Origin of the sequence: Gilliamella sp. BG1 (assembly GCF_046635625.1) — a bacterium.
In the GTDB taxonomy this organism is placed as follows: domain Bacteria; phylum Pseudomonadota; class Gammaproteobacteria; order Enterobacterales; family Orbaceae; genus Gilliamella; species Gilliamella bombi.
Window position 1 is genome coordinate 77,089 of the sequence record NZ_JBIDFG010000002.1, and the last position, 22,050, is coordinate 99,138.

Below are 22,050 nucleotides of genomic sequence, written 5' to 3' on the forward strand. Positions count from 1 at the left end.
AAGTTTATCACTTGATATTATAAAAAAATAATTGATGTTGAATTTTTCGATCTTTGTTCCATTTTAATCATTAATCTTAATGAAATTTACTGAAATTATTCGCAATATTGCATATTTTAAAAGAGGGATTTAACGACTTAAATCAACATAACGTTGACTGGTTTTTCCTTAATGATAAATGGTAAAGGTTATTTAAATAAGTAAGTACGACTAGATGATAGAAATTAAACTAGCTAAAACAAAAAAGCCTTTGATTTAACTCAAAGGCTTCCATCTAGGTGTGAAATTTAAAGATTATGCGTTTGCAGCATTATTTACTCTTTCACGTAATTCTTTACCTGGTTTGAAGTGAGGTATATATTTATGTTTCACTTCAACATTACCACCAGTTCTTGGATTCCTTGCTTTACGTGGAGCTCGATAGTTCAAACTAAAACTACCGAAACCTCGAATTTCCACACGATCGTTACTTTCCATAGCTAAAGCGATCTGTTCAATGATATCTCTAACTGAATCATCAACTAGTTGAACTGGGAGGTGTGTTCGCCAGTTAACAATTCGTTCTACTAAATCTGATCTGTTCATGATCACTCCTAATTTATTTATGTGGCATGTAACTATTTCATTTTATCCCATAAAAGAAAAAGAGGGCAAGCCCTCTTTACTCTTTGCATAAATATTTTTTACTCAGTTTTTGATGCAGCTTTGAATGCTTCTGCCATTGCATTAGTAAATGATGCATCTTCTTGAGTTGCTGTGTTGTTTACTGCTGCGAGAGCTTCTTTTTCATCAGCTTCATCTTTCGCTCGTACTGATAACGAAATTGCACGAGTTTTACGATCGATGTTAACAATTTTAGCTTCAACTTCATCACCAACTTTTAATGCAGTTGTTGCATCTTCAATACGCTCACGAGCGATATCTTGTGCTTTTAAGTAGCCTTCAATACCTTCAGCGATTTCGATGGTTGCACCTTTAGCGTCAACTGCACTTACTGTACCTTTAACTATTGTGCCTTTTTTATAGTTAGAAGCAAAGCTACTGAATGGATCATCTTCTAATTGTTTAATACCTAGAGAGATACGTTCACGTTCTGCATCAACTTGTAAAACAACAGCTTCGATATCATCACCTTTCTTATAAGCTTTAACAGCTTCTTCGCCAGGCATATTCCAAGAAATGTCTGAAAGATGAACTAAACCGTCGATACCGCCCTCTAAACCGATAAAGATACCAAAATCAGTGATTGATTTGATCTTACCGCTAACTTTATCACCTTTATTATGTGTTTCAGCAAATTGTAACCACGGGTTTGGTTTACATTGTTTAAGGCCAAGAGAAATACGACGACGTTCTTCGTCAATTTCAAGCACAACAACTTCAACAACATCACCTAAGCTAACAACTTTAGATGGATGAATATTTTTGTTTGTCCAGTCCATTTCAGAAACATGAACTAAACCTTCAACACCTGTTTCAATTTCAACAAAACAACCGTAGTCAGTTAAGTTAGTTACTTTACCTGTTACTTTAGTACCTTCTGGATAACGTTTAGCGATTGAAACCCATGGATCTTCACCTAATTGTTTTAAGCCAAGTGATACACGTGAACGATCTTTGTCAAATTTAAGTACTTTAACAAGTAATTCTTGACCAACTTCAACCACTTCACTTGGGTGTTTAACACGTTTCCAAGCCATGTCTGTAATGTGAAGTAACCCATCAACCCCACCAAGATCAACAAATGCACCGTAATCGGTAAGATTTTTGATGATACCTTTAACTTCAGAACCTTCTTGTAGATTTTCAAGAAGTTGTTCTCTTTCTGCACTATTTTCAGATTCAATAACTGCACGACGTGAAACAACAACGTTGTTGCGTTTTTGATCTAATTTAATAACTTTTAATTCGATTTCTCTATTTTCAATATGAGAAGTATCGCGTAATGGACGAACGTCAACTAATGAACCTGGAAGGAACGCACGAACGCCATTAAGATCAACCGTAAAGCCACCTTTAACTTTACCATTGATAACACCTAAAACTGTTGCAGCATCTTCAACTGCTTTTTCTAGTGTAAGCCATGCTTCATGACGCTTAGCTTTTTCACGAGATAAGATAGTTTCACCAAAACCATCTTCGATTGAGTCAAGCACAACGTCAACAACGTCGCCGACTTGAACTTCTAATTCGCCTTGGGCATTTTTAAACTGCTCTACTGGAATCGCTGATTCAGATTTTAAACCAGCGTCAACTAAAACAACATCTTTGTCGATTGCAACGACAGTACCACGGATCATATTACCAGAACGAGTGTCTAGTTGATTGATAGACTCTTCAAAGAGTTGAGCAAAAGATTCAGTCATATTTATATACTTAAGTTAATTTTAACGTCCACATTACATCCTGTCTTGTGGGGTTGTTTATAATACTCCATACATCCTTATAATGGAGCTAGTTTCACGCTATAATTTAAGTTACAACGCAAGTTTTTCGTTTATATACTTAATAGATTGATTAAAAACATCTTCAATAGACAGTGATGTAGTATCAATTATTAGAGCATCAATTGCAGGTTTAAGTGGCGCAACGGCGCGATGACGATCTCTTTCATCACGCGCAGTTATTTCCTGCAAAATTTCGGCGAATTTAACATTATTTTGCTTATCTTGCAACTGTTTCATTCGCCTTTCTGCACGAGATTGGGCACTAGCATCAAGAAATATCTTAACAGGGGCATCACTAAATACTACACTGCCCATATCACGACCATCTGCAACCAATCCAGGTGCTTGCTTAAAGTCACGTTGACGTTGTAATAAAGCTACTCTAACCGAATTAATTGCCGCCACTTTTGATGCGGCTCCCCCCGTCTGTTCTGTACGGATTTCTTTAGTCACATCAATCTGATCTAATAACACTTTAACATTATAACCTTGCGTATCAAACGTTAGTGGCAAATTAAGAGCTAGTTGTTCAAGTTTATTGGCATCATCTAGCGCAATATCTTGCTTAAGCGCACTAAGTGCTAGCACACGATAGATAGCACCAGAATCTAAAAGATGCCATTTAAAATGATTGGCTAATGCTTGACATAACGTACCTTTACCGACACCACTTGGTCCATCAACAGCAATAACGGGAACAGATTTATTCATTTCATTCTTCGCTTAATCGTTTAAATTGTTCGAAATAATCAGGAAAAGTCTTCATTGTGCATTTAGGATCTAATATCGTCACAGAAGTATCAGAAAGCGCCACTAGCGAAAAACACATAGCAATACGGTGATCATTATAGGTTTCGATTTCGGCATGGTTTAATTTAACTGGAGGAATAATAGTAATATAATCGTGACCTTCATCAACAGTTGCGCCAACCTTTCTTAATTCTGTTGCCATCGCATATAAACGATCAGTTTCTTTAACTCGCCAATTGTAAATATTACGAATTGTAGTTGGACCTTTAGCAAACAGCGCTGTTGTGGCAATAGTCATTGCTGCATCTGGGATATGATTCATATCCATATCAACACCGTGTAATTCACCACGAGAGCATTGAATATAATCATCAGCCCAAATAACTTTAGCCCCCATTTTTTCAAGCACATGAGCAAATTGGGTATCGCCTTGTAAGCTATTTTTTCCAATGCCAGTTACTTTAACACTACCACCTTTAATTGCAGCCGCTGCTAAAAAATAAGAAGCAGAAGACGCATCCCCTTCAACTAAATAATCTCCCGGCGATTGATAACACTGATTAGCTTTAACAGTAAATTTTTGATAATTGTGATTGGTAACCAAAACACCAAACATAGCCATCATTTTGACTGTAATATCAATATAAGGTTTAGAAACAAGATCACCAATAATAGTAATTTCTGTGTCTTGTTTTGCTAATGGCGCAGCCATTAATAGTGCAGTTAAAAATTGGCTAGAGACCGAACCATCAACTTTAATATCACCACCTGTAAAACCACCTTGAATATGTAGTGGTGGATAGCCTTCATTTTCAAGATAATCAATTTTAGCTCCACCTTGTCGCAAAGCATCGACCAAATGACCAATTGGGCGTTCTTTCATGCGAGGTTCGCCCGTTAACACAATATTATTATTTCCAAGACATAACGTAGCAGCTAAAGGACGCATTGCTGTGCCAGCATTACCTAAAAAAAGCTCTAATGCATGGTCGGATTGCAAAATACCGCTCACACCTTGCACATCACAAATCGTGCGATCGTGTGATAGCTGATACTTCACACCTAACGCTGCAAGCGCATCAAGCATATAACGCACATCATCACTATCAAGTAAATTCTTTAACCGTGTATTACCTTTACTCAATGCTGATAGTAATAAAGCACGATTAGAAACACTCTTTGAACCAGGCAAATTGATAGTACCATTAAATCTTTTTATCGGTTGTAATGTTAAGGATAACATAAGGACTCTCTTTAATATTCTTTAAAATTTCTCTAACGTCGCTTTCAATAAATCAATTGCTTGCTTATCTTTAGCACTATTTTCCCATAACTTATCAAATAAATGGCGATACCGTTTAATTGCATCATAAGATGACGTAATCGATGCAATACCGGTAGTAACATTAGGTAACTCACCTAATCGAAATGGGCTCATTGCTAATGAAATAGGATTCCCATCTTGATAAAAAATCTGAAAAGCAATTGACGGAATAGCTTCTTGTGTAATAGCAATTGTTGGCGCAAGAGATCGTTGTTCAATTAACTGAATTAAGTGATAAACTTCTTTGCGTGCTAGTAGCATTCTTTCCGATTTTTTACCCGGCGAAATAGTTAAATTACCAACCAAACCAATATGTAAAAAACGTTCTACATTACGTAAACTGATTAAATTAATAACTTTTGGAATTGATTGACAGAACTGAGTTTTACGATCTTTTAAAATGGATAAGGTAGTGGCATATTTTTGAGGATCAGCGGGTTTACTCGATTCATTTAACATCATCGCTAAATGAGACAAATAATCAGAAGAAGTTAATAAAAAGGAAAAAGGATCGAAATGAGAATAGATATGAGTTGATTGCTCTTCTAATTGACGCATACGTTCAAAAAAGCCTTCACCACTCGAATAGTATTCAGTATCAATGCCAAGTAAACTAGCAAAAGACGTATCAAGTAAGGAAGCCAATCGCTCTAGAGTTTCAATTTTAACGATCTCACCTTTTTCTAACCGATATACTGCTGCTCTTGAAATTTTAAGACTTTCTGCAACATCTTCAGCCTTCAAAGAGGCAGCAATCCGATACGCACGCAGACGCTGACCTATAGCACAATAATCAATCGATCCAGTAATCATAATACACTCAAACTATTAGGATTTTGGCAGTGTATCACAAGGTGATAGCAATGCCAATTTTTGGCAAAATGTTTTATTCCTATCTAAGTTTTTTCTCCTATTGAATTAACTTTTCTATTATTTATAACAATTTATTTAGTTTGTGACTGTAGTAATATAGCCTGCAAAGCTGATGCATTCTTATATTCGGTATACTCAGTTATTGCTTGTGGCTGCTTTAATATATCAGTTGTATTGCCAAGTACTTGTGATGCCATTACAAATCCGTTAGGTTGCATTACTGAACGTTTATAAAAATCAATCAAATCTTGCTTAGTAATTTTTTGCAATTGCTCGATTTTTTTATCCTTTAAATCAAACGCAAAACGTGAATTACGGTAGTCAGGCATATAACGACCAAACTCCTCATCCAATGTTTGCGGAGGCATTTTCAATTCATCAAGTACCGCTTTTTTATATTGCTCAATATCTTTTTTCGATAATGCTTGCAATTTATTCAGCATAACTGGATAAAATTCTTGGTAGCGTTTAATTAAATAAGCCGGATCATATTGATTACTTTGGATAATAAAACTCATTCCCGACGAATCACCAACCGTAATAGGCTCTGCAAATACAGCATAACCTAGTTGCTCATTGGTGCGTAACTGATCATAAAACCAAGGTGAAATAATTTTAGAAAGAGTATAACTTATCATACTACTACTAATTCGATCATAACCCATTGGAATATAGCTCATCATCAAAGCATTATCAGTGCTTTTTGCATGTTGAGTTATTTTAGCCTCTAACGAGTTTTTAATCTGAATATTATTAACAGGAGTAAATTCAACATCACGCACTAATGTTTTCTGGATGGCATGATAAAGATCTAAAGAGTCCTCATTAGACAAATTACCCAAGCTAAGCATATAAGGTACTGAGTGAGTTAATAAGTTATCACGGTAAGCTAATACATCATTAATGGTCATATTTGCTGTAATTTGTCGTTTTTCATCTCGTTCAAAATAATGCGGTAATACCGACAATGCATTAATAGGATTAACCGCTAACCGATAACTCTTAGCATGATCGGCTTTATCCAATTCTTGCAAATACCAAGATTTAGCTAATGCTAAACTTTGCTCATCAATAGTGGCCTTGCGATAGTTATCAAGTATGGCCGTAACCATTTTTGGTAAATGCTGACTAAAACCGCTGGCTGAAATCATTAAGCCATTATCATTACCAGTTGATAATGAAATACCAGCAACCCCAGCCTGAAATCGTAATTGTTCTAAATTACGGCTAACAATATAATCAAGCAGATTAAAAGCAACCACAGCTTTTACGTCGCTAGTAGCCTGATTATTGCGTAATGAAACAACAATAGCAGCTTTAGGTTCATTATTAAAATACTGGCTAGCAAAATGAATATGATTACCGCGCTTACTAAATTTTTCAGTTTGCGCTTGATTACGATTTTGTTTTAAAATCGTAAAATTATCAGGTATATAAGGATTGAGCTCAGGCAAACTAAATGTAAAATTTTTGCCTAGTGCTAACCAACTTGCTTTTTGCTCGCTAGTGATATTATCAATTTTATAGGGCGCATCTACAAAATAAGCAGTTTTATTGGTAGTTTGGTTTGGCGAAATCACCCAAATTCTAGCATTATTGGCAGTCAAACTTTTTAAACGTGCCGTAATAGCTGATTTATCAAAATGAGTAGCAACATAATCTGAATTTAACACATTTTGAACTGGATACAACAACATTTGATCTGATAGCCATTCTACATATGACATATCACGCTCGACATCTTGATATTTAAACTCTAACGCTAATACCTTTTGAATCTCTTGATAATAAGCGTCAGAAATGCCCTCTTTTTGAATCAACTGTAAATAATTAAAAATAGCGCCAATAACTTTATCTTTTTGAGCAAGTCCATCGTCGGTTAAACTCACATTAATACTCAATATACCACTATTACCATAACGGATAGGATTGATAGATGAACTAATTCCTTCAATTAAACCTTGTTTTTGTAACTGATCAGACAACGTATTATGACTACTGTTACAGATTAAATAAGTAATATACTCATCGGTTTTATCAGCAAATTTAGCCAAGTTATTTTCAATCGGAAACTGTAAAAACAATAGCTTTTTGGGTTGTGCTGGTACCATAGAAATTTGTTTATTTAACACATTTGGTGTTATAGCGGGTTTATCAACTATTGGGGCATTAATATTTTTATTAGGGATTTTACCAAAACTATTTTCAGCTAATTTTGTCAATTTATTGATCGACTGATTGCTATACATCACTCCAACCATAATATTGGCTGAATAATAATCTTTATGAAAATTCACTAAAGCATCTTGTAATTTACTATTTTCTTTATCACTTAACGTTTCTAAATTACCGCCTGAAAATTGAGAAGCTGGATGGTTTTGATTAATTGTTTCAGAATCAACTTGCCCGATCCTAAAACCATCATTTGATCTGGCCATTGTCAATTCAGCGTTAACTGCATTACGTTCTTTATCGGCAAATTTAGGATCTAAATTGGGCTCAGCAATAGCATCAGCTAAATAATCCAGTGCTTTATCAAATGCGCTATTTTCAACTTCAAAATAAAAAGCTGTTCTATGTGCCGCAGTGCTAGCATTATAACTTCCCGAATGACGACTTAAAAATTGAGAAAAGCTTGCTGGTTCTGGATAATTTTTCGATCCCATTAATACCATATGTTCAGCATAATGAGCCAACCCTTGTTGCTCTTTGGGATCTTGCAACGAGCCGACAGGCAGTGCTAATGATGCCAGTGATTTTACAGCATTAGGATCTGAAACAAGTAACACTCGCATTTTATTTGCTAGCTCAACCACCTCATATTGGCGCTTATCGCGCTCGCTTTGCTGAACTTTTTCTAACAAAACTGGGCTCACAAGCTTATTTTCAATAGCAAACAATATCGGTGAAGTAGTCATAGTTAATAATCCAATAACACTACTAATTATTAAATTGACTATTTTTTTATTTTTCAAATCCATAATATTCACTCGCTTGACTTTATCATCAAAAAAATACGGTTAAAAAGAAAGAAGCGGATGTATCAAAATGCTTAAACATAATGATAGATTCCGCTATTTTGTGATGAATACAATTAATGTTCTCGAGTTTTTCTAAACTCAATATCAGGATATCTTTCTTGAGTTAAATTTAAATTAACCATACTTGGTGCCACATAAGATAGATTATCCCCGCCATCTAAGGCCAAATTTTGTTCACATTTTCGTTTAAACTCTTCCAGTTTTTTCACATCTGAGCACTCAACCCAACGCGCTGTTGTCACATTAACTGGCTCATAAATGGCTTCAACGTTATACTCTGATTTTAAACGAGCAACCACCACATCAAATTGTAGCACCCCTACAGCTCCCACAATTAAGTCATTATTGGTTAATGGACGAAACACTTGTACAGCACCCTCTTCGGACAATTGAACTAACCCCTTTAATAACTGCTTTTGTTTAAGTGGATCTTTAAGACGAATTCGACGAAACATTTCTGGTGCAAAGTTAGGAATGCCTGTAAATTTCAGATCTTCACCTTGTGTAAAAGTATCACCTATTTGAATCGTGCCATGATTATGTAAACCAATGATATCACCAGCATAGGCTTCTTCAACATGTTCACGATCACCTGCCATAAATGTTAAGGCGTCAGAAATATTGATATCTTTAGCAATACGTACATGTCGTAACTTCATGCCCTTTTCATATTTACCTGATACAATGCGCATAAATGCAACGCGGTCACGGTGTTTAGGATCCATATTGGCTTGAATTTTAAAAACAAAACCACTGAACTTTTCTTCTGATGATTCGACTTCACGCTTATCGGTTTGACGAGGTTGAGGAGTTGGTGCCCAAGCTGTTAAACCATCAAGCATATGATCCACGCCAAAATTACCCAATGCCGTACCAAAAAAGACTGGCGTTAAATCGCCTGACAAGAAAGCATCTAAATCAAATTCGTTTGATGCGCCTTGCACTAATTCAAGCTCTTCACGCAGTTGCTGCGCTAAATCATCACCCACCGCTAAATCCAAATCAGGGTTAGTTAACCCTTTAATAATTCGGACCTCTTGTATTGTATGACCTTTCCCTGATTGGTAAAGGTAAGTTTCATCTTTAGCTAAATGGTAAACACCTTTAAATAACTTGCCACAACCAATCGGCCAAGTAATAGGGGCGCACATAATATTTAACTCGTTTTCAACCTCATCAAGCAGTTCCATTGGATCGCGAATATCACGGTCTAACTTATTCATAAAGGTTAAAATTGGTGTATTGCGTAATCGTGTCACTTCCATTAATTTGCGAGTACGATCTTCAACCCCTTTTGCTGCATCAATTACCATCAAACAACTATCAACCGCTGTTAGCGTACGATAAGTATCTTCAGAAAAATCCTCGTGCCCTGGAGTGTCTAATAAATTAACTAAGCAGTCATTATAAGGAAACTGCATAACAGATGTAGTAATTGAAATACCACGTTGTTTTTCCATTTCCATCCAGTCTGATTTCGCATGTTGGGCATTAGCGCCTCGTCCTTTAACTGTACCAGCTGTTTGAATCGCATGACCAAATAACAATACCTTTTCGGTAATGGTTGTTTTACCAGCATCGGGGTGAGATATAATTGCAAAAGTGCGACGTGCATTAACTTCGTCTAAATAAGCTTGTTCTGTCATAAAACTGTTTTAACTCACACAAAAATAATCACATATTTTAGCAGGTATCTGCCTGTTTTGCTATTGATGTTATATGCAACGTTATTTGCCTTATTTATTTATCTATGCATAATATTTGACTTAATAAGTAATGCACTATTTACTGCTTTTTGTTAAAAAGTTTCAGGTAACTATATGTTTAAGTATAAAAACTGGGATTTGCTATGAACATTCGTGATTTAAAATTGTATTTACATTTATGCGAAACCTGTCACTTTGGTATAACGGCAAATGCTATGCATGTTAGTCCATCAACCTTATCAAGGCAGATCCAACGACTTGAAGAACATTTTGGTCACGCGCTATTTATTCGAGACAATAGGCAAGTACAAATCACTTCGGAGGGCGAAAAAGTTAAACGTTTTGCTCAACAAGTAATAAACATGCACCAACAACTAAAATATGATTTAGATCAATCTAACCAACAAATTGTCGGCGAACTCACTCTATTTTGTTCAGTCACCGCTGCATATAGCCATCTACCTGAAATACTTGATCGCTTTAGGATCCACTATCCTCTAGTTGAAATCAAACTATCAACGGGTGATGCTGCTGACGCTGTAAAGAAAATTCAAGCAAATGAAGCCGATTTAGCTATAGCAGGCAAACCAAAACAGCTCCCTACTGGTATTGAGTTTTTAAAATTTGGCGAAATTGAAATGGTATTGCTAATACCTAAACTTAATAGCACGTTTAGTGACAGATTACATCAAAAACAGCCTGACTGGCATAATATTCCCTTTATATTGCCTGAACATGGCCCTAGTCGCCACCGTATTGATTTATGGTTTAAGCAAAGAAAAATTTCTAATCCCAAAATTTATGCTACGGTCGCAGGACACGAAGCCATTGTATCGATGGTTGCTTTAGGTTGTGGGGTAGCCTTATTACCTAAAGTCGTAATGGACAATAGCCCTGAACGAATAAGAGAGCGCATAACCGAATGGTCAACAAACTTAATGGAACCGTTTGATGTTGGTATTTGTGTACAAAAAAGAAGATTATCAGAGAAAATCATTGCTGCCTTTTGGGCAATTTGCAATCTCAATTTACCTAATAACGCATAACAAAAATATAGTGTATAATTACACCTCAAAAAATTAAAACTATATAACGTGTTAACTAGCATATACCTAATTTTTTATTAAGATTTTATGTAGCAGAATAACATTGCATGGTATTGAAAATGAAAAAGATAAAATTAAGAACGTTAGCCTCATTGATATTTTTTGCCGCTGTTACTATGCCATTAATGGCACAGTCCAATACCACAAAACCAACCACCTCTAACATAAACGCTGGTACTGGCAAAAACAATACAAAAGCTGACAGCAAAACGGCAACGTCAACCACAACCACAACTATAACAACCAATACTGAAACTAACAGCAGCACGCCATCCCCAATTGATAACACAATTAAAAAACCAAAGTGGCTAGTCCGCAATACATTAGCTTATTATGATGGTGATAGTGATGACCTTGTTACAGCTGGGCTTGGGTTTACCCCATTATCAACCACCACTATCGTACCAGAAGTTGAAATTCCAGCTAAACCAAACTTTCAAGAACGCCGACAAGCTAAACTAAATCGCTATATTGACACCAAAATTGGTGAAGGAACACTATTTGGTTTTAGAAAGCAAGAACTAACTCCTTTGTTTGACGGTAAAATTGCAGGTACCGAAATATCAGCCGTACAAAGACAAGACGGTGTTGGCATGTTGCTACAAATTCCACTTGATTTTAACAAAAATAAACCTTGCATTGTTGCGGTTCCTGCTAGTGATTCGGATGGAATATTTAATACCAAAGATATACAGATTCGTGGATTATGGGGACTCCGTCACAACTGTGCAGTAGTATATAACGACAAAGGGCTAGGTAACGGCATTTATGATATTGAACGCAAACTTGGATTCACCGTTTGGGGAGAAGTACAAAGCGGTAACATCTTATTCTCTCCTTCGATTAATAATAAAGAAAAATATATCAAAAAATATCCCCATCGCTATGCTATAAAACAACTACACTCGCAACTCAATGCCGAAGCCCGCTGGGGGGAACACGTATTAAAATCCCTAGAATTTGCTTTTTATGAACTTAATATTATGTTTTCACCGAATGATCAAGCTATATTTAACAAAGACAACACTCTGGTTTTAGTCTATGGCGCAAGCGATGGTGGTGGAGCAGCATTAAAAGCTGGCGAATTAGATGATCAAAATATGATTGACGGTATTGTTGCAGTTAATCCACAAATTCAACCAAATCTTGACAAAGCCTCAGTTAAACTCAAAATCGGCAACAACAACTCGCAAAAGTTAGAAGCCAAATCTATTGCTAATTACAGTGCTTATGGTGCGTTATATATACCATGTGCCATACCAGCCATAACAGCTTATAAAGACGATGCTTATGTACCTTATGCTGATTATTTTCTTTATTCACAAGAGCGCTGTAACGCCCTTAAAAAAGCAAAGTTACTTACTACAGGAACACCAAAAGAAGCGTTAGAAAAACTACATAAAAATGGTTGGACACCAGAAATGGATATTCAACTACCCTATTTTTACTACACTGAATCTATTGGTCTACCATATCAATATATTAGTGCCTATGGCAAATATAGTGTCACCGAAAATATGTGCAATTTTTCGGTAGCAAGCACCCAGCAAAACCCAATTAACAACACAGGAAAAGTTGCACCATTAAAAGAAATTTCGTTTGAACAAATATGGGGAATGGCTAACGGCCATTTACCGCTTTGGAATGGCCGTAATGCAACGGTTTTGGATCTAGTTGAAAACGAAGATCTCAACACCCCAAGACGTGAATTTTATTCTAGCTCGCAAACGAAAAATACAATCGATTACGGCACTAAAGGATCGATCTGTGTTTATAAAAAATCACAAGAACCACGCATTAAAGAAGGCATAAAACAAGTTATGGCATCGGGTAACTTACATGGTATAAAAACCTTTATTGTCCATGGTCGGAACAATGTTAAACAATTACCAAATTATACATCGCGCGCTTATGTCGCACTAAATAGCTTAGTTGAAGGTAAACAATCACAACTGCGATATATTGAAGTAGAAAACGCCAGCTACTTAGATGGCCGAGCCCCATTTGACAACACATTACTACCAATTGATTATTATGGCGAAGATGCCATCGAGTGGTTATGGGCTAACTTAACCAACAACGCTACGCTACCAGTAAGCCAAGTTGTACGTACCAAAACTCGTGGAGGTAAAAGCGGTTATGCGCCACAAATAACCGACAACAACCTAAAACCAATAGCTCAAACGCCAAATAGCAACAGCATTATCCAAAAAGCAGATGGCAAACTGATATTGCCAAATTAACAGCAAATAATCTAAAACACTACTGGTTTAAGCATAGCGGCTTGAACTGGTAGCACCAAAATCCAGTTTAGCTGGTGCTATCTTTTACTATTAAACAGATTTTGGGATATAACAAAAAAAATAACGACTCTAATTGAGCATAATGCTGCTTAACATCAACAATTGTTTCTTTTAACAAATATAATTTTGGTCGTCTATTTGCCATGCCACTAAGGACATTACCAACAAAGTCAATAGAAGCATAATTTTCGAGCCACTCCCCTTGCCACATTGAATTCATAAAATGCTGATAATCTACCGGATAAACGTCAATATAAGGTTGGATATGAGCTTTTGTTACTTGATTAAATTGAGACACACTCGACAACAAACCATAATTAGCCCAATGCTTTGACAAAAAATGATCCCACACAATATCTAATGTAATGGGTGCAACTCGCTGATGCGATTTTCTAAACAGCAGCTTTGCTTTCTTAACTTCAAGCAGGCTATCGGTCAATCTATCAATTTTACGGTGTAGCATAATGCCATCGGCAATATTAGAGTTATAAATTAAATAAGGATCACCTTTAACAAAATCAGCAACTGTATTACCAATCAACGAACTACGTGCTAACGTAGCCAAATGCAAATGAGCAAGAATATTCATAAAAGTAACCGTTAATTATTCACGATGTTTAAATTCGCCTTCGGCGAAACCTTCTCGCCAGTAACTAGTAATATGAAAAGCATCAGGCGACAAATGTATATATTTATCTTTAATAGCATGACGAACAGATTGTGCCAACGAACGCTCCATCCCTCCCCAAAACAACAACTTATTTTGCTCTGATAAATCAGCATTAATTACCGCATCAACTAATTGAAAGGGATTATCCCTATTTTGTATAAACCAATTCACCTTAATATTTTTATTATCTGGCAACGGCACTATATCACTTTTATGATTAACCTGTATAAAGGCAAAAGCCTTCTGATTTTGAGGAAGATGTTCAAGCGTAAAACATATGGCGGGCACAGCCGAAATATCCCCCATTAACACCAAACAATTATCAGTAAATCGCAACTTGCTGGCTGCCGCAATCAAACCAATTTGGTCACCAATCTTAGTTTTTTGCGACCACACTGAAGCCAATCCTGTATCATGAATAGCAAAATCAACAAAAAATTGATTAGAGGCACGCTCAAATTCGCGCACACTATAACTACGGACTAGCTGACGTTGCTTATCATCAACAGCGATTTTATTATTATCATCAAGTTTAGGGAAAGTAATTACATTGGTCGAAGGATCAGGAAAAAGCAATTTTAAATACGGACAAACCCATAATGGATCGATATTTACTGGTTTATCGCTACTAAACTGTATGCGAATAAAACTGGGAGATATTTTTTCAATATTCAATACTGTTAATAACGCATTGACGATGACTTTCTTATTGAATTTGATTTTTCCTATTTTTTCATCCATCAGCTGATCCTTATATTTATTGCTAAATGGCATCATCATACAACAAAATATATTAGAATAATGCTATTTTTATAATTGAAAAAATAGATAAACTTGTTTAACCCAAAAGCGATGAAACAAGTTTAGAAAAAATCAAATTAAAAAATAAATTTAAAACGATAACGCACCAAAAGCATTACACCAGTCTTGATCAAACTTAGTAATCGCCGCATCAACAGCTGGATCAGAAATAAATAGCTCAGCCACATCTACTGGCAACGTAATAGACTTACAACCAGCAAGCATACAGTCTAACGCTTGCCTTGGCGTTCTAAAGCTTGCGGCTAACACCATCGATTGTGGACAGTGCAAATCTAACAATTCTTGTAATTCCAGTACTGTATCTTTACTATTTCCGCCTTGAGCATCAATGCGATTAACATAAGGTGCAATATATTTAGCCCCTGCTAATGCAGCTAAAAATCCCTGCCCTGCACCATAAACAGCCGTTCCCAAAGTTGGAATTCCTTGCTGGGTTAACTCTTTAATTGCAATCAATCCTTGAGCATTGACAGGAATTTTAGTCACAATCGATGGTACTGCTTTTCTAAGCTGATGAGCTTCTTTTATCATTTCATCAGCATTACTTGAAAGTACCTGAGCAAATAGTAATTTATCTGAACCCAATACTCCCTGTAGTTCATCTAATAACGAAAAAATTGGCTTGCCCGATTTTGCTACAATGCTTGGATTAGTGGTAACCCCACTAATAGGTAACACCTTAGCTAAACGTTTAATGGCGACAAGATCGGCGGTATCTAAATATAATTCCATGGTTAACTCCTAGCTAAAACCAACAAATATCTATTAACGTATACATATAACGCTCTTTGTATTACAAATTTTGCGTTACAGCTATAGTAAAAAAAACTGATCCAACCGCCTAGAAGACAATTTTGTCATTTACTGGATTTTTGTACGCTAAATAAGAAATTGAGATTTAGATCACACAACGAAAAATTAACATTAACTTATTAAATAAGAAAGAAAAATTTATACTTATTTTCATCTTTTCCATATGCGTATATAATCTAAACGATAGTACACACTTGATTTATCATTAACTTAATTTATGACAAAAATCATTAACGAAAAACTAACCAAACTAGTCAATAACCAAGAGTCAATCAATCATATCTATTTTGCCAATAGTAATGCTTGTCCGCCTTCACTTGCCTACCAAGTCAACTTTCCTAGAATTGAAATTATATTAGAAGGAAAGCAACAGATGCTATGGGCGGATAGTAATGGCAAAGTTATTGAAAAAATATTATCAATTAATGATCTTTTATATATTTCCGCTCAAAGTTGGAACAAACCCATTTGGACAAACCCTGTTACTTCATTAAACATATTGTTTGGTAAACAACAAATTGGTATAAGCCTTTTGCATTGGGATGGCACACAACTAATTCCGCTTGGGCAAATTAACACACCAAGACGAGGCCCGCGGGTTGGTACATTTATTATTCAAGCGCTGACCGAACTTATCTGGCAAAACCAATCATGTAAACAAAATCAAACTGCTTACTATCTTATTCACAGTTTACTTAGCAACACACTCGATTTGTTAAATATCAATATCAAAACATCATCCAAAACTACTTGCCTATATGAAGCCATTCGCCAATATATTGATACTCACTTTCGTGAAGATATTACACGCGACTTTTTAGCTAATATGTTTTACATTTCACCCAATTACTTATCACATCTATTTCAAAGCGAGGGAAAAATAGGGCTAAATGAATATCTAAATCATATTCGCTTAGAATATGCAAAATCGCTATTAAAGGATTATGATCTAAATATAAAAGAAATTGCTCTAGCATCGGGGTTTAAAGATAGTAATTATTTTTGTCGGATTTTTAAAAAAAAGACAGAGCGAACACCCACTGAATATCGTCGACAATATCATAGTAAGTTAATGTGCAAATAGTTTTTTCACAGTTAACTTTCAAACTTTTTTGTTTTTTAATTTAATAATTTTAATTAAAATTAAGCTGTTATACAGTAGTAAACGTTATGCTGTTAAAAATAATAATGCCAGAATTTCTAACCGCCTATGCGGCGGTAAACCTTGAAACTTGAAGCTGATCTGCAGTATGTCGATTTCTAACCGCCTATGCGGCGGTAAACCCATAGCAAATGAAAGGTTTGGACTGGTTCGAATTTCTAACCGCCTATGCGGCGGTAAACCGTATGATGTTGAAGTTAAATCGTAGTCACTTATTTCTAACCGCCTATGCGGCGGTAAACATTGTGGTAAGTTGACTGTTCACCGCCGAGTAATTTCTAACCGCCTATGCGGCGGTAAACGTCATTTTATCGGTGAACTCATCCTTGTTTCGATTTCTAACCGCCTATGCGGCGGTAAACAACCGAACCTGCCTTTGGATTACCAGCGATATATTTCTAACCGCCTATGCGGCGGTAAACGTGCTGTCCAAATTTCTGTAGCTGTTCATTATATTTCTAACCGCCTATGCGGCGGTAAACTATTATATCGGTTTCTAGTTTACCGCCGAGTAATTTCTAACCGCCTATGCGGCGGTAAACCAAAGCGATTGAATCAGCAAATGATTTAATTCATTTCTAACCGCCTATGCGGCGGTAAACTAGCGGCCTTACAGATTTGGAATCAATAATAAATTTCTAACCGCCTATGCGGCGGTAAACTTTATAGTAATTATGAAGTTAATGATTATCATATTTCTAACCGCCTATGCGGCGGTAAACAAAATATATTAGTTGTTGGAGGAACGGGGAGCATTTCTAACCGCCTATGCGGCGGTAAACAGTCACTGCACCAAATCTTGGTTAATCAACAAATTTCTAACCGCCTATGCGGCGGTAAACAATGACTTAATAAATACAAATAATATTGATAAATTTCTAACCGCCTATGCGGCGGTAAACCTGTAAAAAGTATTTCTATAAGTTCGCCGCTAATTTCTAACCGCCTATGCGGCGGTAAACTAGAAACCGATATACTATAAACCCTGTTTAGCAAAAGGCAAATAGGATTTCTGTTTTCAAAAACCCTTTTTTGTAGATCTTACATAATACTTTGTTTTTATTTACTTTTATTTATTAATAAAAAAAAGGGTTGGTAGTGTTTTAGCTATTTCTATGATGGATCAATTTTACCGTTAGAAATCACTTATGTATCGTTTTGATTTTATTAAATTTTGGTTTTGTATGTTAAACAAAACATACAAAACCAAAAATAAAAAAATCAATCTAACTTAGGATGCTGATCGACTAAATTCTGACGCTGTTGTTGTAATGTTTCGATCTGCTGTTCTATATCTTCGACTCTTTGTTCTATTGAGTCAAAGTGATCCGATAATATTTCTTTTGCCTCTGACCTGTCTGATGCTGCGGGCGTTGCGCCGCGGAGTGGACGGTTTGCGGTTTCTTTCATTTTTATGCCTGTAAGTAAACCCACTAATGCCACAACCATTAAATAATAAGCTGGCATGTATAAATTATTACTTTCTTCAACCAACCAAGCCGCCACTGTTGGAGTAGCACCAGCAACTAATACCGAGATATTAAATGATATAGCTAGAGCACTGTAACGAATACTAGTCGGAAAGATAGCCGGTAAAATTGAGGCCATAACACCAGTAAAACAGTTAAGTAATACAGCTAAAATCAATAATCCTAAAAAGATAAGACCTATAATATCGCTATTGATCATAACAAATGACGGATAAGCAAGAATTAATAAACCTAAGCTTCCCCCAATAATGAACGGCCTGCGACCTATTTTATCGCTAATAAAACCAATTAATGGTTGAACAAATAACATACCTATCATGATAGCAATAATAATTAGTACGCCATGATCTGTATCGTAATTTAAGTTATGAGATAAATAACTAGGCATATAGGTAAGCAACATATAATAAGTCACATTAGTAACAATCACTAACCCTACACAGACTAATAGGCTTTTCCAATATTTGATAATAATCTGTTTGAAAGTCATTTTAGGTTGATTAGTAATATGATCGCGAACATTTTGATCCATCAAATCGGTATGTTGTTGAAATGCAGGTGTTTCATCTAGCGCATGACGTAAGTAAAGCCCAATTAGTCCTAGCGGTAAAGCGAATAAAAATGGAATTCTCCAGCCCCAATCATGAAATGCAACTTTGCCAAGAATACTAGATAAAAGCACGACTAAACCTGCTCCAACTAAAAAACCAGCAATCGAACCAAAATCTAACCAACTCCCCATAAAACCACGTTTTCGATCTGGCGAATATTCGGCAACAAATATAGCCGCACCAGAATATTCACCCCCTATTGAAAATCCTTGCGCAAATTTAGCTAGCAATAATAATATTGGTGCAGCAATACCAATCGAGGCATAAGAAGGAATTAAACCAATACAAAAAGTGCTTAACGACATAATAATGATGGTTATTGATAATACTTTTTGGCGTCCAAATTTATCACCAAGGATCCCAAACACTAAACCGCCTAACGGCCGAACTAAAAATGGTACGGAAAACGTGGCTAGTGCAGCAACCATTTGCACACTAGGGGATGCATCAGGGAAAAATACTTGCCCTAAAACATAGGCTAAAAAGCCATATACACCAAAATCAAACCACTCCATCGCATTACCAAGTGCTGCTGCGGTAATGGCTTTTTTTAACTTGCTATCATCAATTATAGTAATATCGTTGATGTTTAATGGTTTATTTTGGGACTGTCTTATTTTTTTCATAAAATACCGCCTGTTTACATACAAATAATAAAAAGGAATGATGCAACAAGGTAAACGGTTACCTTTTAATACACAAAGAACAATACTTTTTAGATTACACTTTGAAAAAGTGTTTATCAGTTAATTAAAATTGAAGCAAAATACAGCAAAGATAAAAAAAGAGGATAATAAAAAAGCAAAAACTAATGTTTTATTGTTTGTTTTAATTTCTACTAAATAACAACAAAACAATTCCTTTTTGTGAAAATTGAGTGCTAATTATAGCAAAATAACCTCATTTTGTAAAATTTTCTTGATTTTTAAGTTAAAACTAAAACTATTTTAAAAACGATTGTTTGTATTATTAACTATTTCCGTGAACAAAAATAGATCCCAATAACTATTAGTACTATCGACACAATATGAAAATACGCAACTGGCGTATGTAAAAATAGAATACTGAAAATTCCTGCTGACAAAGGGATAATATGAGTATAGATTTGCCCACGTGTTGCGCCAATATCCATAATACCTTTATTCCAAAATAAATAAGATAACCAAGACGCAAAAATAGCAATATATAATAAGCCAAGCAAAAAACTTGTTGAGGTATAATGCGCTAGGTTGGAAACTGGGTAAAAATAAAAATACACTAACGCAACAGGAAGTAACATGACCGAACCTAACACGGCACTAACAGTCACAAAAGCATTGCCAGATATAGATTTATCTTTTAACCGTATAAATGCGCTATAACAAGCCCAGCTCATTGCTGATGCCATTGCCCACAAATCCCCTTTATTAATATTACTCAACTCACTTAAATTGGTTAGATTTCCTTGTAAAATCAAATAAATCACGCCAATTGTACTAAATAGCACGCCTAAAATATTATTTTTTGAAATTGTATCATTAAATAACAATTTATTCATAACCAACACCATACATGGTGTTGCAGAAAGGTAAATTGATGCATTAAGCGATGAGGTATATTGCAATCCAACATAAAGTGTTAATGGAAACAAAATCTGCCCAAAAATGGCTAACAAACAAATGGGACCAATTGATTTTCTAATTTTGGATAAGTCATTACGAACTTGGCGTTGATATAAACACAATAATAACAGCGCAGTAATAACCCAACGACCTTCGGATATTACCATAGGATCAGCTTGAGTAACTAAAACACGCCCAACAACGTAATTACCACCCCAAAAACAAGCCGCCAAAGTAAGAAATAAATATGGCATAACAATACCCAAATATTAGTATAAAGATATAATGGTATGAATTCTATTATATACCTAAAAAAAGCAAGAAATAACCAAATTTACAAACAAATACTTTACCTATTTTTATACGGTTAATTGGTTCAATTTATAACTACGCTAATAACTTAATCTAGAATACTTATTTGTTATCCATTAAAATAATTAAACTAAAACTGACAAGGTAATTCCTATGCGCTGGAGAGACCAACGAGAGAGCGATAACATTGAAGATCGTCGCTCACAATCAGGAAGTGAAATAGGAACAAGACTTCCAATTGGTGGTAAAGGTAAGATTGTTTTATTTATTGTAGTGTTAATTGCTGGCTATTATGGTGTTGATTTAACTGGCTTGCTAGATTCAACACTAATTGATACGAACAGTACCGAACAAAATACTAATCAATATTCAATTGATGATGAAGATGCCGTCAAATTTACGTCTATCATTTTAGCAAGTACTGAAGATTATTGGCATCAAGAATTTCAACGTTTAGGTAAAACCTATACTCCCCCTAAGTTAGTACTTTATAAAGGCTCTACAAGAACATCTTGTGGCACTGGTCAAACCTTTATGGGACCATTTTATTGTAGTATTGACAAAACTGTCTATCTAGATATGTCTTTCTATCAAGAGATGAAACAGCGACTTGGTGGTGGTGGCGACTTTGCTCAAGGTTATGTAATTGCGCATGAAGTTGGTCATCATGTACAAAATTTGCTGGGCACATTTAGCCACGTTGAGCAATTAAAACAAGGTCAGTCCACAATCACAAATAACCAATTGTCGGTTAAATTAGAACTCCAAGCCGATTGTTTTGCTGGCATGTGGGGCAATGCAATGCAACAGCAAAATCGGCTGGATGAAGGTGATATTGAACAAGCTTTAAACACCGCAAAAGCCATTGGTGATGATCGCTTGCAACAACAAAGTGAAGGTTATGTTGTACCTGATAGTTTTACCCATGGTACATCTAAGCAACGTTATACTTGGTTTAAACGTGGGTTTGATAGTGGTGCAATTAACGAATGTAATACATTTGCTCAATAAGGAAATAA

The 22,050-nt window shown here is 35.6% G+C and carries 16 protein-coding genes and 1 CRISPR repeat array; of the genes, 4 read left to right on the forward strand and 12 right to left on the reverse strand.

The genetic code is table 11. The features are described from left to right. Window positions 1–294: 294 nt before the first annotated feature. The 7 genes from ihfB to prfC form a co-directional block, all read right to left on the reverse strand. Window positions 295–585 (reverse strand): integration host factor subunit beta, encoded by a 291-nt coding sequence (ihfB, locus tag ACGH80_RS01165; protein WP_034912930.1) that lies wholly within the window; start codon window positions 583–585, stop codon window positions 295–297. Window positions 586–683: 98 nt separating this feature from the next. Then, on the reverse strand, window positions 684–2,366 hold the full coding sequence (gene rpsA, locus ACGH80_RS01170; RefSeq protein WP_085163945.1) for a 30S ribosomal protein S1: 1,683 nt from the start codon (window positions 2,364–2,366) through the stop codon (window positions 684–686). Between the two features lie 111 nt (window positions 2,367–2,477). Next, window positions 2,478–3,158 carry a (d)CMP kinase gene (gene cmk, locus ACGH80_RS01175; protein ID WP_065589251.1) on the reverse strand — a complete coding sequence of 227 codons (681 nt, stop codon included), beginning with the start codon at window positions 3,156–3,158 and terminating at the stop codon, window positions 2,478–2,480. Window position 3,159: 1 nt separating this feature from the next. Further along, the gene (aroA, locus tag ACGH80_RS01180) at window positions 3,160–4,440 is read right to left on the reverse strand and encodes a 3-phosphoshikimate 1-carboxyvinyltransferase (protein WP_296302696.1); all 1,281 of its coding nucleotides are present in this window, start codon (window positions 4,438–4,440) and stop codon (window positions 3,160–3,162) included. Between the two features lie 21 nt (window positions 4,441–4,461). Then, complete coding sequence (locus ACGH80_RS01185) at window positions 4,462–5,334, reverse strand: helix-turn-helix domain-containing protein (protein WP_411630421.1); 873 nt, start codon at window positions 5,332–5,334, stop codon at window positions 4,462–4,464. Between the two features lie 131 nt (window positions 5,335–5,465). Further along, the gene (gene ptrA / locus ACGH80_RS01190) at window positions 5,466–8,312 is read right to left on the reverse strand and encodes a pitrilysin (protein WP_411630422.1); all 2,847 of its coding nucleotides are present in this window, start codon (window positions 8,310–8,312) and stop codon (window positions 5,466–5,468) included. A gap of 176 nt (window positions 8,313–8,488) precedes the next feature. After that, on the reverse strand, window positions 8,489–10,081 hold the full coding sequence (gene prfC / locus ACGH80_RS01195; protein WP_411591547.1) for a peptide chain release factor 3: 1,593 nt from the start codon (window positions 10,079–10,081) through the stop codon (window positions 8,489–8,491). 203 nt (window positions 10,082–10,284) lie between these two features. Here prfC and ilvY point away from each other — a divergent pair, with 203 nt between their 5' ends. After that, window positions 10,285–11,187, forward strand: a complete 903-nt coding sequence (gene ilvY, locus ACGH80_RS01200) for an HTH-type transcriptional activator IlvY (protein ID WP_085163939.1) — start codon at window positions 10,285–10,287, stop codon at window positions 11,185–11,187. A gap of 119 nt (window positions 11,188–11,306) precedes the next feature. Further along, window positions 11,307–13,490 carry a 3-hydroxybutyrate oligomer hydrolase family protein gene (locus ACGH80_RS01205; RefSeq protein ID WP_411630423.1) on the forward strand — a complete coding sequence of 728 codons (2,184 nt, stop codon included), beginning with the start codon at window positions 11,307–11,309 and terminating at the stop codon, window positions 13,488–13,490. Between the two features lie 67 nt (window positions 13,491–13,557). On the opposite strand, the gene ACGH80_RS01210 is transcribed toward ACGH80_RS01205, so the two are convergent. The 3 genes from ACGH80_RS01210 to fsa all read right to left on the reverse strand — a co-directional run bounded on the left by ACGH80_RS01210 (window position 13,558) and on the right by fsa (window position 15,774). Continuing rightward, window positions 13,558–14,139: an ACP phosphodiesterase gene (locus tag ACGH80_RS01210; RefSeq protein ID WP_411591550.1), complete on the reverse strand. Its 582-nt coding sequence runs from the start codon at window positions 14,137–14,139 to the stop codon at window positions 13,558–13,560. Window positions 14,140–14,154: 15 nt separating this feature from the next. Further along, window positions 14,155–14,961: a siderophore-interacting protein gene (locus ACGH80_RS01215; RefSeq protein WP_411630424.1), complete on the reverse strand. Its 807-nt coding sequence runs from the start codon at window positions 14,959–14,961 to the stop codon at window positions 14,155–14,157. Window positions 14,962–15,111: 150 nt separating this feature from the next. Continuing rightward, window positions 15,112–15,774: a fructose-6-phosphate aldolase gene (fsa, locus tag ACGH80_RS01220; protein WP_174799511.1), complete on the reverse strand. Its 663-nt coding sequence runs from the start codon at window positions 15,772–15,774 to the stop codon at window positions 15,112–15,114. A 298-nt stretch (window positions 15,775–16,072) separates the two neighbouring features. Here fsa and ACGH80_RS01225 point away from each other — a divergent pair, with 298 nt between their 5' ends. Continuing rightward, window positions 16,073–16,939 (forward strand): helix-turn-helix transcriptional regulator, encoded by an 867-nt coding sequence (locus ACGH80_RS01225; RefSeq protein ID WP_411630425.1) that lies wholly within the window; start codon window positions 16,073–16,075, stop codon window positions 16,937–16,939. Window positions 16,940–17,051: 112 nt separating this feature from the next. Continuing rightward, window positions 17,052–17,979: a CRISPR direct-repeat array (repeat unit 28 nt; unit sequence ATTTCTAACCGCCTATGCGGCGGTAAAC). 259 nt (window positions 17,980–18,238) lie between these two features. Here ACGH80_RS01225 and proP read toward each other — a convergent pair. Then, on the reverse strand, window positions 18,239–19,744 hold the full coding sequence (gene proP, locus ACGH80_RS01230) for a glycine betaine/L-proline transporter ProP (protein ID WP_065559897.1): 1,506 nt from the start codon (window positions 19,742–19,744) through the stop codon (window positions 18,239–18,241). A gap of 347 nt (window positions 19,745–20,091) precedes the next feature. Beyond that, window positions 20,092–20,973: a DMT family transporter gene (locus ACGH80_RS01235; RefSeq protein ID WP_065589261.1), complete on the reverse strand. Its 882-nt coding sequence runs from the start codon at window positions 20,971–20,973 to the stop codon at window positions 20,092–20,094. A gap of 211 nt (window positions 20,974–21,184) precedes the next feature. Here ACGH80_RS01235 and ACGH80_RS01240 point away from each other — a divergent pair, with 211 nt between their 5' ends. Beyond that, window positions 21,185–22,042, forward strand: a complete 858-nt coding sequence (locus tag ACGH80_RS01240; RefSeq protein WP_065589262.1) for a neutral zinc metallopeptidase — start codon at window positions 21,185–21,187, stop codon at window positions 22,040–22,042. Window positions 22,043–22,050: the final 8 nt, after the last annotated feature.